Here is a 13,464-nt window from a genome sequence, read left to right as displayed (position 1 = left end):
GTTTGGGGTTGCTAATTTATTAATTTTTATGCAGATAGTTATAAAATCAACAGATTTACTCTGTTTTGTGCATTTTATTGCGGATTGGCAATAGTTTTATACAACCCAATTATAGCATTCAAATAACGGTTTTCTAAAGCAATTTCATTAATTTGTGAGCTTACCAAAGAATTCTCTCTTGAATTAATTACAAACAACGAACTTTCTCCCATTTCAAATAATCGGTCTTCAGCATTCAGCAATGTGGTAAAATCTTTTACTAATTTATTATTGTAGTCTTGCTGTTTTGCAAGTGAAACAATTTCTTGCTGTTGTGCAGTGATTTTGTTTTCCAAATTTTTTCGTTCAAACTGCAAGCCAAATTCTGAATCCTGAATTTTTAAATCGGCTAATTTTAAACTACCGCGTTCTTTTCTTAAAAATATAGGAAACGCAAAATTTACGCCAATTTTATAATCTTCAAAACGATAATTGTCAATGTAACTTGGCTCAGATAAATAATTATAGCTCAAATCTAACTTAGGTAAAAGTGCATTTGCTTTTAATTTCCGATCTACTTTTAACATCGCAATTTTAGCATCTAACGCTTGAATTTTTGGATGATTTTCTAAATCAATTGTTCCTAATTCGTTAATTTGTAAAACTTCTTTGATTGTTTTCGATAACGTTATTTCAGGAAATAAATTGTCATTCAGTTCTAATGGAATGTTATTTTCTAACCACAAATAGTTAGACAACTCTAATTTAGCTTTAGTAAATTTTAGTTTGGCTTCTTCTAAATTTAATCTACGAGTTTTAACAGCAATTCCCGCTTCTACACTATCAATTGCAGGTTTATCTCCTTCTTCAATTAATTTTGAAACACCGTTGTAACGAATTAAAGCATTTTCTAAATAGGTTTCATACAATTTTACTTCATCAAAACTTCTTTTCCAGTTGACATAACTCACTGAAGCTTCATAAATTACTTCAACCGCTTGTAAATTTCTTTCGGCAACGTTTAAATTTCTTGCAATTTTGGCTTTTCTCAAATCAGCCATTCGTTGATTAATGAATAAACCTTGTCCTAATGGAACTGAAATTCCTAACGAAGTTAATCCGCTATTTGGTAAGGTGTTTTCTGGATTTACGTAAATTCCCTCGGCGTTATCAAAACCTGCTTTTAATTCAATTCCGTACCAAGTTGGTATTTTAAAACTGCTGTTTAAAATCGAATAATATTCACTGTCTTTGAATTGTTTTTCACTAAAATCAACTTCAATCTTCGGGTCAAAAGCCCCACGCGCTTGCATTAAATTGGCTTGTGCTTCGTTGAGCTTTAAATCGGCTTGTTTTACTAACGGATGGTATTTTTTCACATAACCTAAAAATTCATTGTAGGTAAATTCGGTTGGTGAATTTTGTCCCAATAAACTCAGTGAACTACAAATGAAAAGGAAGATGTAAAATAGTTTCGGTTTCATTATTTCTTAGTATTTTCAGTTGGTGTTGGTTGGTAAAAATTAGGAGGAAAACCATTCAGTGTTCTCCAAATTTCAAACCAAATTGGGACATCGTCTAATAATGCTATAGTTTGTGTTCCTGCTCCAATGCTTAATTGATTTGGCCATACTTTATCTGATTTGTCGGGAGCAATTAGAACACGATATTTTCCATTTTCACTTATAAAATTTTCTTTAGCAACAATAACTCCTCCAAATGTTCCATACGAAGCACCTGGCCAACCACTAAATACAATAGAAGGCCAGCCGTCAAACCATACTCTGACCTTTTCTCCTTTGTGAATTAATGGAAAATCTACAGGATTAATATATGTTTCAACCGCAATATCAAAGCTTGCAGGCATTATACTTACAATTGCGGTACCTTCTTTAATAGTTTCGCCAATTCCACTTTGTAAAGCACGGTTAACATAACCATTTTGAGGCGCTACAATGTAGTACATTCCATTTCTAATTTGATAATTTCGGTATTGATTTTTTAATTTATTAACTTGAGCTTCAGTGTCAAACTGTGTACTTAAAGCAGTTTGTTTATCGCTACTAGCCTTTGCATTCTTTTCATCATATTCAGCCCTAATTCTGTTTAGCTCCATTGTTGCATTAAGTACCTCGTTTTTACTGGTAATATATTTATTTTCTTGTGTAATTATTTTAGCTTCGGTTTCTTGCAACTTCATGCGTTTTTCTTCCACGTCGGTCATTGGTTTTAAACCTTCTTTGTTTAAATTTATTGAACGATTGTATTGCGTTTTAGCAATTTTAAGTTGGGTTTTAGTAGCTTCAAAATCAATACTGTCACTTTGGACTTTTAAATACGACTGTTTTAATTTGTTTTGAGCTTGTTTTAATTTAAGGCCTTTTTCGTTTTGAATAGCACCCATTTGATTTTCTAGTGCCTTTACCTTGTCTGCATAGGATATTACTGCATTTTCTTTTGCGTTTAGTTGTTTACCCGTATTTTCAACTAAATTTGGATCTAAATAATCTTCTTTAATTTCCGAAATAAACAAAATAGTGTCGCCTTTTTTTACATAGTCACCTTCATTTACATACCATTTTTCTATTCTTCCTGCAATTGCTGATTGAACGGTTTGTGGTCTTTGATTTGGTTTTAAAGTAGTCACCGAACCTGCACCAGAAACATTTTGAGTCCAGGGCAAAAACAAAAATAGTAGTAAAAAAATACTCAATACCCATATTGTTTTTTTAACTTTTAGGTATCCTTTGTTATCTTCAAATATTTTAGTTGATTTGAATTGAGTGATATCAATCCATTTTTCAACGCCATTTTCTGTAATTTTTAACATCTTATTTTATGGATTTAATTTTACCTTTTTCAACTGTAATTATTTTAGTACATTTTTCTTTCCAATAATTTGCTTTTGCAATTACAACAAGTGTCCATGGTTGTTCAGGGTCTGTTAGCCATTCAATTATCTCTCCGGCAGCATACTTGTCTAGTTTATCTACGGGTTCTTCAAAAAATAATATTTTAGGTTTGGTGATGACAGATCTAGCAATTAATATTTTTTGAATGGATGCTGAGTTAATTCTTTTTCCTTCTGAAAGCATAGGTGTATCAAGTCCTTGAGGTAAAGATTTAATTATTTCCGTAAGTTTCAATTTATCTAAAACTTCAGTAACTTCTTTTTTTGTAATTGCCGGATTATTACAAGTTATGTTTTCTAAAATTGTTCCTTCAAATGGGCTATCATCAATTGTAATAACACCAATTTTTGATCTAAAGTCTTCTATACAATATTTCTTGTAATTTACATCGTTAATAAAAACGCTACCAATTGATGGCTCTAAAAGTCTTGAAAGTATTCTAAGTAAAGTTGTTTTTCCAGAACCGTTTTCTCCTTGAATTAAAATTCTGTCTTTATTATTTATGATCAAATCGACTCCTTTAATTACAGGATTTTCATTATCAGGAAATTGAAAATATATATTTTTAGCTTCAATTGTTATTTCTTCATTTTCAATGAAATACTCTGATCCTGATTTAGATATATTTTCTCTTTCAAGTTCTAAGTCTACAACAGTACCTAATTTTTCTAAGGAAGTAGTTACGTCATAAAAAAGCTCTAATCCATAAAATAATTTTTCTACAGCGTTTATAATTGTGATAATTATAATTTCTGCAGCAACAAATTGGCCTATATTCATTTGTTGTTTTAATACAAGAATTCCACCAATAATTAATAATCCAGCAGTTATAAGTATTTTAAAACCTGTTAATTGAATAAATTGTTTTTTTAATACATTAAAATGGCTTTCACGGTTTATTAGGTATTCACTAACGAGTCTGTCATTTTTATGCATCGAAAAATTAAACAATGAACTGTTTTTAAAGCTTAAATGATTTCTCGCAATTTCCTGAAGCCAGTGTGCCACTTTGTATTTGTATTTTGACTCTTTTAAACTTGTTTCTAGCCCATCTTTAAAATTTATTTTAAAAATAAAATATAGTAATATTAATAAGATAATTCCAAAAAAGATAAAAAACGAATGATATAAAGATAAAAGCAAGATTCCGAAAATAATTTGCAACGCTGCTGTTGAAACTTCTAAAATTAATTTAGAAAATCCTTTTTGAACAGAAATTGTGTCAAAAAAACGATTAGCTAATTCAGGAGGTGAAAAATCGTAAAGTTGGTTGAATTTTATATTTGGAAAACGAAAGGCAAATTCGAAAGAAGATCTTACAAATATTTTTTGCTGCAAGTTTTCGGTAATCCTAAACTGCATGATTTTAAGTATTCCAACAAACGCAACCCCTATAACAACTCCAAATACTAATACAATCCAAGACGTACTCACTTGTCCAGCTTGGATAAAATTTACAATGGATTGGATACCTAAAGGGATGGATAAACTTATTAATCCTGCTAAAACAGCATAAATAAGTAATTGATAAACATCTTTTTTATCGGCTATTAATAATTTTTTAAATCGATCTATTGGGTTCATGCTAATATCTTTTTTGTCATATCTGTGTAGAATTCAGTTGCGCATTCCTTTTCAGATAAGTTAGTGATAGTTTTTAAATGATTTTTTAAAAAATGTTGATGAAGTGCGCCTTCCACAATACTTGAAGCTAAGCTTTTTGCGTAAGGATAATCTGGATTCACTTCTTTTATGATGTCAATTAAACGATTGATAACTCTTTTGTAAACTAAGAAAAAACCTTCTTTATTTTCGTTGTCTACTTCTTTAGTCATTAAGGTTTTAGTAAATTCTCCAACGATTATTCGATTTAGAATTTCTTCATTGATGTGTGGAGTTGTATTATCGTCAACTACATTTTCAGTTACGAGTCTAATAGCTTTTTCTAATTTTTCAATCGGATTTGAAACATTAGTAGTGGCAAATGCCAAACGATATTCAATCCATGACCAATACCATGAAGTTAAATATACTAATAATTTATGTTTGTTTTCAAAATAACGATAAATAGAACTTTCGTTGGATTGAATTTTCTCTCCAAGTTTTTTAAAAGTAAACGCTTCAAATCCAATTTCATCAATTAGTATAATGCTGTTTTTTAAGATATTACGGCCTAGTTCTGAAGTTTCAGGATCTTTAACGTATAACTTTTCGTTAATGGTTATTTTTAAATTAGATAGTAAATTTTGCATTTTGTAATATTTTACAATGCAAATATAATAGTAATACTATCATGATGTAAAAGTTTAACTTTTATTTTACAATTGTCGAGTAAAAAAAAAGAGACTCAAATGAATGAATCTCTTTTAGTTTTTCTTTTTTATAATAATGAATGACAAGTCATTACGGCAGGTTTTTCAATTCCAATTAAATCTAATATCGTAGGAGCAATGTCTCCCAAAACACCATTATGTATTGTTTTTAAATCTTTATCCACTAAAATAATAGGAACAGGATTGGTTGTATGCGCTGTGTTTGGTGAGCCATCAGGATTTATCATCGTTTCGCAATTTCCATGATCGGCGATGATAATTGTGGTATAATTATTTTCTAAAGCGGTTTCAACTACTTCTTTTACACAAACATCAACAGCTTCACAAGCTTTAATTGCAGCCGACATCACTCCAGTATGTCCAACCATGTCGCCATTAGCAAAGTTTAAACATACAAAATCAACTTCACCTTTTTTCAATTCTGGAACTAAAGCGTCTTTTAATTCAAAAGCACTCATTTCAGGTTGTAAATCGTAAGTAGCTACTTTGGGAGAATTTTTTAAAATACGTGTTTCACCTACAAAAGGTTCTTCTCTACCACCAGAAAAGAAAAAGGTTACATGCGGATATTTCTCGGTTTCGGCAATACGAATTTGTTTTTTATTGGCTTTTTCTAAAACCTCACCAAGTGTTTCAGTAATATTGTCTTTGTCGTAAATTACATAAACATTTTTATACGTGTCATCATAATTGGTCATAGTTACATAGTACAAATCCAATTTGTGCATGTTGAATTCATGAAAGTCTTTTTGGGATAAAACTTCGGTTAATTCTCTTCCTCTATCGGTTCTGAAGTTAAAGAAAATCACCACATCTTCGTCTTGAATTTTCGCTATTGGATTGTCATTCTCATCAACCATAACAATTGGTTGGATGAATTCATCAGTAGTATCTATTGCGTAACTTTCTTTTATACTCGCGACAGCATTCTTTGAGTGAGTTCCTTTAGCATTTACTACTAATTCATAAGCTAATTTTACTCTTTCCCAGCGTTTATCTCTATCCATTGCGTAATATCTTCCAATTACAGAAGCTAATTTTGCATTGGTGTTTTGAAGATAATTTTCTAAATCTAAAATATAATTAGCTCCAGATTTCGGATCTACATCACGACCATCTGTAAAAGCATGAACAAACATTTTTTGAACACCACTTTCTTGAGCAGCATCAATTAAACCTCTTAAATGTGAAGTATGCGAATGCACACCACCATCTGAAACTAATCCTAAAAAGTGAATGGCTTTATTGTTCTTTTTAGCATAATCAAAAGCGTCCATAAGTGGTTTTTCTTGACTCATGGATTTATGTTCTACTGCTAAATTTAGTTTGGCTAAATCTTGATATACAATTCGTCCAGCGCCTAAATTCATGTGACCAACTTCTGAATTTCCCATTTGACCTTCGGGTAAACCCACGTTTAAACCATCGGTTCTTAGTTGAGCATTTGGGTATTTGGTGTATAAACTATCAATAAAAGGCGTGTTGGCGTTGTCTATAGCAGAAACTTTTGGATCTGGAGATTTCCCCCAACCGTCCAATATCATTAAAATTACTTTTTTGTTCATTTTTGTGTGTTTGTACAAAGATAAACAATTGGTAAATTTCTGAATGAAAAAGCGACTTAAAATTACGAAAACGATTAAGTGATTTATCCTTTTTTAATCCAGTTTTTGGCTTGGTTATAATCAATAAAATAACGAACGCTTACCGATAAAACATGATTCAAATTGTCTTCAAATAAGTTGGAAAAGTTGGAGCCAAAATCTTTATTTATAGTTCTATCAAAAGTACCTGCGTTGTTTCGGTATAAAATTGACATTTGACTTCCTGGAGCAAACCACCAAGAATAGGATAAGTCTAAATTCCAAGTACTAAAGTTTGAGTTTCGGTTACCTGTATAAGTTGTATTGGTTGATAAACTTCCGTCTTCATTTAGATTATTGATTTTGTTGTTTTCTGCTAATGACCAATAATGTCTAACCGATAAATTGAAATTCATTACACTACTAATTGAAAATTTACTCGATATTGAATTGGTATAAGTATTTCTGTCTCTTCTTGCAAAAATAATATTTGAACCTTCAAAATCTATAAAACCAATATCATTTTGTTGTTTGAAATAATCAAAACTATATACTAATGAAAATTTGTCGTTAAAACGGTATCTTGGACTAATGTTTATTCCAGCTTCATATCTGTTTTCATTTATTACATGGGTAATGAATGGATTAATATCTAAAGCAAATTTATTGTTGTAATTAGATGAAAAGTAGAAAAAACCACCGGCATTTCTAGGGTTTACGAAATATCTATTTGCTACTCGTGGTTCGTAGTAATCATAATTTTCAAACGGATTAAAATTTAAACCGCCTCCAAAATAATGATTTTTCTTATTTGTTGAATTTAAGTTTACATTAAAATTACTTGCCTGAATTTGATTTGTTGGTGTGTAAAATTCAAAGTAAGAATTAAGGTTGATTCTGAAAGTGTTAAACGTTTTATTTGGATTTAAGATGCGATAGTTTGTGTTTCCAGAGAAAGAATAATAATTGGTTCTGAAATTGATTCCTAAATCATTAATTTCAAAATCTTTTGACATGTATTCACTACCAAAGCTATATCTAAATTTTCCATTTGTTTCTGCAAAATATAAAGAAGCATTATAACCATTTTTGTTTTCAACATCATTAATACTACTCGATTTTAATCCTCCAGAAAGATTGTATTTATTGGTTTTATTATTCAAATCGAATAATAATCCAGTTACATTAGCATCTCTAAAACTTCCATTTCTAGTAACATTAGTGTTTATAAAAGTCACTGATGAATTTTGATTAAATCGTTGATCAAAAACCATTACATTGTAATTTGTCAATGGTGAAATTTCTACTTGTCGAGTAGAATTATCAACAGAATTTGTTGCTGTTGCCATTGTTTTTTCGGTAATAGCATTTAAAAATCCAATTCCTAATCCATCTTTATCACGACCCGAAATTTTTAAAGCATTGACTAAGTTGATAGCGCCAGGACTTTCTACTGATTCGTTTTCGGCAATGTTTAAATTCAAATCTGGAGTTTGTCCAATTCTTCTTGAGTATAATAAATTCCCTTTGCTAAATAAGTCGGTTCCTTCGGTAAAAAAAGGACGGTTTTCATTAAATTGTTGTTCGAATGGACCTAAATTTAACACCACATTATCAAATTTAGTTTGACCAAAATCAGGAACTAAAATCGCATCTAAAGTGAAAGCATCGTTTATTCCGTATTTGACATCCAGTCCACCTTTTAATTCTCCTTTAGTTTTTTGAGTTTCACTTCCGGAAAGATAAAATGAAGAATAAGGAATTAGAAATAATCGAGTAGGTGTTTTGATGTTTTCAATTCCAGTTAAGAGTCCAGCTTGCTGCGAAATGGCTCCGATTTTATTGTCAATTGGACTCCAAGTGTATTTTTGACGTTCTCTTCGAACTTCTCTGAAAAAGTTAAGTCCCCAAATTTGTTTGTCTTTTTCAGGAAAACGTAGCGCGGCATAAGGAATTTTCATTTCGATGACATATCCAAAATCGGTAATTTTTGCATTGCTTTCCCAAATAGCATTCCAAGAACCATCTTCACCTTCTGAAGATGTGAAATTAGTATCGACTTGTCCATTGGCCGCGGTTACAAAAAATCTAAATTCTTGCTGACCATCATTGTAACCATTTATAAAAATTCCAAAAAAATCAGAAGTGCCAATTTCGTCTCGTTCTACTAATTCTTTTAAAATTTTTTCTGGATTTGGATCATATAATTTTGCACCTATATAAACCGCGTCATCAGAGTACAAGATTTTGACTTCAGTTTTAAATTCTTCAGGAATTGGTGTTCCGTTTTTAGGTTCTAAAGAAACGAAGTCGGTTGCAATTTCTGCATCTTTCCATGAAGCTTCGTTTAATTCAGCATCAATTGAAATGTTTTCAGTTGTTTTTTTCGTCGAAACACTTTTTTTAGTTTGTGAAAACGAAAAAAGAAAACTTGCTAAGCAAAAAAGAATTGTTATACTGAATCTATTTATCATGTAAAAAATTTTGGTCGCAAAATTATAGTTTTATTATATAGGTCTACTTTTTTTATATAATGTTTAACTTTTGTGCGAATAATCGACGAAAGGTTAAAATTTTCGACAAAATGCATTAAAAAGTTTGCAGGTTTAAAAAAAATAAATATATTTGGCAAATCACAACAACAATATAACTACTAGATTAACAATGATTTACAGAATTTTGCCCCTAATTTTATTTTGCGTTTTTTCGTTCAAGCCTTTAAATACAACGGAAAATAATAAAAATGAAGTTAAATCTACTGATCCAAAATTAATTGCTGCAAATGCGAAAGCAACTTTTGAAGCTAAAAGTAAATCATTTTACACTGTAATTGATGCTAATGGATTTTCTTTACCAACTTTTGAAAGCTTTATCGCAGCTTTTGAAGGGTATGAGCAATTGAAACAACAAGGTAAAATAGAAAACGAAATTTTAACGATTGTTGATTTTAGTTTATCATCTTCTCAAGAAAGAATGTGGGTTATTGATATGAAAACACAAAAAGTGATTTTAAAATCGTTAGTTTCTCATGGTAGAAATTCGGGTTCTGAATTTGCAACTGATTTTTCAAACGCTAATGAATCATTTAAAAGTAGTTTAGGTTTTTATGTAACAGGAGAAACGTATACCGGAAAACACGGATTATCATTACGTTTAGACGGAATGGAATACGGAATAAATGATAATGCTAGAAATAGAGCAGTTGTAGTTCACGGAGCAGATTATGTAAGCAAATCATTTATTAAAAATACAGGAAGATTAGGAAGAAGTCAAGGTTGCCCTGCTGTACCTTACGAAGTTCACAAAGAATTGATTCAAACTATAAAAGGTAAATCGTGTATTTTTATTTATCACCCATCAAGAAACTATGTAGCGAAATCTAAGTTAGTTTCTTAGTTTCTGAAAAAGGACTTTATCGAGTTCATAAATGTCATCTCTAAATTGAAGTTTGTCATTTTCTATCCAACTCGTCCAATAAAACAAATATACATTCACAGTGTCTTTAACGGACACTGTTTTTGTTTTCTCTAATTTTATAATGGAATCAATTTCGTTGTTGTCCCATTTGTTAGGATTGGTTTTGGTTAAAATTTGTTTGGTTAAAACCAATGGATTTTCCACTCGTACACAACCTGAACTCAATGAACGATACGTTTTTACAAAGTATTCACGATGATTTGTATCGTGTAAATAAACTGAATGGCGATTAGCAAAATTAAACTTAACCAACCCCAAAGAATTATTGTAACCTGGTTTTTGTACGTATTTGTAATTGTTAGCTCTGGCTGGATTCCACTCATACGGACTTACTTCTTTTCCTTGACTGTTATAAATTGTTAGTCTTCGCGAAGGGAAATAATTTCGGTTTCTTGATGCTTCCGGAGTTAAATCTTCTTTAATGATAGTAGGAGGAATGGTCCAAGTAGGATTGAAAACAAAATTAGAAAGTTTTGAGCTCAAAATGGGCGTTTTTCTTTTAGGTGTTCCTACTACAATTTTGTGTGAAGCTACTGTATCATTATCAATTACATAATGTAACATGTAATCTGGAATGTTTGCTATTAAGTATTGTTTTCCTAAATCTGAAGGATACCATTTCCAACGTTCTAAATTGGCAAATATTTGTTCAATTCGTTCGTTTTTAGTAGTGTTTAACGCTCTAAGTGTTCCAATTCCTATAACGCCATCTGGAGCCAATCCATGACGAGCTTGAAAACGTTTTACTGCTTTGAGTGTTAAAGTGTCGTAAGCCCAAGTAATGATGCTGTCTTTGTTTTTATAATCTTTCCAATAAGCCAATCTCTTTTTAATTTTTACCATTTCGGGTAAAGTGTCGTTTACAACAATTTTATTTTTGACAGCAATTTTTTCAAAGGTTACATTGGGAAATTTGTCTATTTCAAATAAGCTTTTTTTAAGTGATTGATAAACAATGTGATTGGGTTTTAAATCTTTAAAGGTTGAAGCGATAGTTTTTTCTTTTACACCTTTTTCTAATAGCGGGGAAAGTGCAATTTCTTTTGGTTTTAAATCCCAATCAGTATATAATTCTTTTGGATTTAATTTCCCTTTGTGCAAATGATTGGCTAGCTTTTCAAAGGTTTCAGTTAGTAGAATGTCATATTTTACAATGTCTTCATCATTTAATTTAGCTCTTTTACTTTCTAAATCTTCAATAATTTTAATTTCATAATCGTTTGGATTTAATCCATCTTCGTAACAAAATTTAATTTCATTAATTAAATCTTTTCGGTTTTCATCTAGATACCAAATTTCATGAAAATTAAACTTTTGATAATACAATTTCAAACTATCTGATTTTTCTGAAAGTAAGTCGGGATGCACAGGTCTAATAATTACATTTAAAACCGTGTCTTTAATAATGCTATTATCAAAAGCAACAGGTAAAGCTTCTTTTTTACAAGAAATAATAGAGAGAATAAGAAGTAGAAAAGTAATTTTTTTCATAGAGAGCAGCAATTGTGATATAAATGTAAGAAGAATTATTGAATTAATTTTTCCGAATTTTCTTATACATAGCAAAATGAATGCCAACATCTGGAATTAAAAAAGAATCTCCTATAGTAGTATAGCCTAGGTTTTTGTAAAAAGGAACTGCATTTTCTCGTGCGTTAAACCAAATTAAATCGGTATTCAAACTAATGCAATGATTTTCAGCTTCTTTTACTAATTCAGCTCCAAATCCTTTGCCTTGAAATTCTTCTAAAACCGCCATTCCTCTAATTTGAAATTGATTTGTTTCTGAGAATAAATCATTTTTTTCTTTAAAAATTGAAATAATTCCAATCAATCGCTCATTTTGATACAATCCGAAATGAACAGTATTTTCATCATCATCACCTTTAAACTGACAAGTTTCGATAGGCTTTCCTTTTCTTAAAACTTCATGTCTAACAGGATAAGTGTCAATTGAATTGATTTTTTTTATCTCCATAATTGTATAACTTATTAAAAGCTAATCATTTAGTAAAATGTGTTTATTCTAGTGTAAAGTTAGTGCAATTGCTTCAAAAAAAATATTTAAAAAAATTTGCAATTAAAAAAACTTTTGAAGTATATTTGCACCCACCAAAGAAATACATACAACTCCTATGAAAATTAGAGTTTTTGTAATTCAAATGCGGAAGTAGCTCAGTTGGTAGAGCTCCAGCCTTCCAAGCTGGTTGTCGCGAGTTCGAGCCTCGTCTTCCGCTCCAAAACAAGATAAAGTTTTAAAAATTATCACCTGCGGAAGTAGCTCAGTTGGTAGAGCTCCAGCCTTCCAAGCTGGTTGTCGCGAGTTCGAGCCTCGTCTTCCGCTCCATAAAAAAGCCTTGCAATTGCAAGGCTTTTTTTATTTTAATTCGTTTAGTTCGGTTTCAGGTGCAACTTCAATTGGTGTTTCATTTCTTTTGAAAATTCGAGCAGTTAAAGTTCCTTTCAATTTTACAGAATCTCCTTTAACTTCTAGCCAACTTCCTTCTCTCAATCCAACAACTGGTTGCGGATTAAAATGGTGAAATTCATTAATTCGGGTTTCGCGCGTTTCTCCCATGTGCGTTGAACCTTCAATAGGATCTAAATAATGGGGATTAATGTTAAAAGATACAAATCCTAAAGTTCTAAAACTCGGAGGATATACAATTGGCATATCATTAGTAGTGCTCATAGTTAAACCACAAATGTTACTTCCAGCGCTAGTTCCTAAATAAGGTGTGCCGTTTTTAACTACTTTCTCTATAGTATCAATTACATTGTTTTTGTATAATTGACTTACTAATAAAAACGTGTTTCCTCCTCCAGTAAAAATTCCTTGTGCTTTTTCAACTGCTTCAATTGGATTTTCAAATTCGTGAATTCCTTTTACTGAGATGTTAATTTTGGTAAAAGCTTCACTAACTTTTTTTGTGTAATCTTCATGTGAAATACCACTTGGTCTTGCGTATGGAATAAAAAGCAATTCTTTTACGTTCGAAAAGAAAGATTGCAATTCAGGTAATAAATAATCTAAATAGTCGCCACCATGTAAAGTTGATGTACTAGCAATTATAATATTTTTCATTAAATTAATTTTTTACAAATTTATCAAATTGTATTAACATAAGTTTATCATCTCATTAGGATTTCATTTTGAAGAGAACTAATTACATTTACAAT

The 13,464-nt window shown here is 30.7% G+C and carries 10 protein-coding genes and 2 tRNA genes; 3 read left to right on the top strand and 9 right to left on the bottom strand.

Going from position 1 to position 13,464, the window contains the following annotated elements:
• Positions 1-74: 74 nt before the first annotated feature.
• The 6 genes from AAEO58_RS00635 to AAEO58_RS00610 all read right to left on the bottom strand — a co-directional run bounded on the left by AAEO58_RS00635 (position 75) and on the right by AAEO58_RS00610 (position 9,281).
• Entirely contained in the window at positions 75-1,463 is a 1,389-nt protein-coding gene (locus AAEO58_RS00635) for a TolC family protein (protein ID WP_341681086.1), read from the bottom strand.
• A complete protein-coding gene (locus tag AAEO58_RS00630) occupies positions 1,463-2,809 on the bottom strand; it encodes an HlyD family secretion protein (protein WP_133608240.1) in 1,347 nt (448 codons plus the stop codon). The genes AAEO58_RS00635 and AAEO58_RS00630 overlap by 1 nt, the downstream gene beginning before the upstream one ends.
• 1 nt (position 2,810) lies before the next feature.
• Positions 2,811-4,475, bottom strand: coding sequence for a peptidase domain-containing ABC transporter (locus tag AAEO58_RS00625; RefSeq protein WP_341681082.1), 1,665 nt, complete (start codon positions 4,473-4,475; stop codon positions 2,811-2,813).
• Positions 4,472-5,143 (bottom strand): TetR/AcrR family transcriptional regulator, encoded by a 672-nt coding sequence (locus tag AAEO58_RS00620; protein WP_341681079.1) that lies wholly within the window; start codon positions 5,141-5,143, stop codon positions 4,472-4,474. The genes AAEO58_RS00625 and AAEO58_RS00620 overlap by 4 nt, the downstream gene beginning before the upstream one ends.
• Before the next feature lie 128 nt (positions 5,144-5,271).
• A complete protein-coding gene (gpmI, locus tag AAEO58_RS00615) occupies positions 5,272-6,789 on the bottom strand; it encodes a 2,3-bisphosphoglycerate-independent phosphoglycerate mutase (protein WP_341681077.1) in 1,518 nt (505 codons plus the stop codon).
• An 83-nt stretch (positions 6,790-6,872) separates the two neighbouring features.
• On the bottom strand, positions 6,873-9,281 hold the full coding sequence (locus tag AAEO58_RS00610; RefSeq protein ID WP_341681075.1) for a DUF5916 domain-containing protein: 2,409 nt from the start codon (positions 9,279-9,281) through the stop codon (positions 6,873-6,875).
• A gap of 190 nt (positions 9,282-9,471) precedes the next feature.
• On the opposite strand from AAEO58_RS00610, the gene AAEO58_RS00605 reads away from it, so the two are divergent.
• Entirely contained in the window at positions 9,472-10,203 is a 732-nt protein-coding gene (locus AAEO58_RS00605; RefSeq protein WP_341681073.1) for a murein L,D-transpeptidase catalytic domain family protein, read from the top strand.
• Here AAEO58_RS00605 and AAEO58_RS00600 read toward each other — a convergent pair.
• Both AAEO58_RS00600 and AAEO58_RS00595 read right to left on the bottom strand, forming a co-directional pair.
• Positions 10,192-11,775, bottom strand: coding sequence for a L,D-transpeptidase family protein (locus tag AAEO58_RS00600; RefSeq protein ID WP_341681071.1), 1,584 nt, complete (start codon positions 11,773-11,775; stop codon positions 10,192-10,194). The genes AAEO58_RS00605 and AAEO58_RS00600 overlap by 12 nt on opposite strands.
• A gap of 43 nt (positions 11,776-11,818) precedes the next feature.
• Positions 11,819-12,262 carry a GNAT family N-acetyltransferase gene (locus tag AAEO58_RS00595; protein ID WP_341681070.1) on the bottom strand — a complete coding sequence of 148 codons (444 nt, stop codon included), beginning with the start codon at positions 12,260-12,262 and terminating at the stop codon, positions 11,819-11,821.
• Between the two features lie 186 nt (positions 12,263-12,448).
• Here AAEO58_RS00595 and AAEO58_RS00590 point away from each other — a divergent pair.
• Positions 12,449-12,524, top strand: a tRNA-Gly gene (locus AAEO58_RS00590).
• A 31-nt stretch (positions 12,525-12,555) separates the two neighbouring features.
• Positions 12,556-12,631 (top strand) — tRNA-Gly (locus tag AAEO58_RS00585).
• Positions 12,632-12,661: 30 nt separating this feature from the next.
• On the opposite strand, the gene pepE is transcribed toward AAEO58_RS00585, so the two are convergent.
• The gene (gene pepE, locus AAEO58_RS00580) at positions 12,662-13,369 is read right to left on the bottom strand and encodes a dipeptidase PepE (RefSeq protein WP_341681068.1); all 708 of its coding nucleotides are present in this window, start codon (positions 13,367-13,369) and stop codon (positions 12,662-12,664) included.
• Between the last annotated feature and the right edge of the window lie 95 nt (positions 13,370-13,464).

This window comes from Flavobacterium helocola, from assembly GCF_038289885.1.
In the GTDB taxonomy this organism is placed as follows: Bacteria; Bacteroidota; Bacteroidia; order Flavobacteriales; family Flavobacteriaceae; genus Flavobacterium; species Flavobacterium cheniae.
This window is presented reverse-complemented; position numbering and strand designations above follow the sequence as displayed.

Coding starts and splice junctions, on each gene's coding strand:
- AAEO58_RS00605 (WP_341681073.1), top strand. CDS start 9,472: ATGATTTACAGAATTTTGCCCCTAATTTTATTTTGCGTTTTTTCGTTC.
- AAEO58_RS00625 (WP_341681082.1), bottom strand. CDS start 4,475: ATGAACCCAATAGATCGATTTAAAAAATTATTAATAGCCGATAAAAAA.
- gpmI (WP_341681077.1), bottom strand. CDS start 6,789: ATGAACAAAAAAGTAATTTTAATGATATTGGACGGTTGGGGGAAATCT.
- AAEO58_RS00635 (WP_341681086.1), bottom strand. CDS start 1,463: ATGAAACCGAAACTATTTTACATCTTCCTTTTCATTTGTAGTTCACTG.
- AAEO58_RS00610 (WP_341681075.1), bottom strand. CDS start 9,281: ATGATAAATAGATTCAGTATAACAATTCTTTTTTGCTTAGCAAGTTTT.
- AAEO58_RS00600 (WP_341681071.1), bottom strand. CDS start 11,775: ATGAAAAAAATTACTTTTCTACTTCTTATTCTCTCTATTATTTCTTGT.
- AAEO58_RS00620 (WP_341681079.1), bottom strand. CDS start 5,143: ATGCAAAATTTACTATCTAATTTAAAAATAACCATTAACGAAAAGTTA.
- AAEO58_RS00630 (WP_133608240.1), bottom strand. CDS start 2,809: ATGTTAAAAATTACAGAAAATGGCGTTGAAAAATGGATTGATATCACT.
- pepE (WP_341681068.1), bottom strand. CDS start 13,369: ATGAAAAATATTATAATTGCTAGTACATCAACTTTACATGGTGGCGAC.
- AAEO58_RS00595 (WP_341681070.1), bottom strand. CDS start 12,262: ATGGAGATAAAAAAAATCAATTCAATTGACACTTATCCTGTTAGACAT.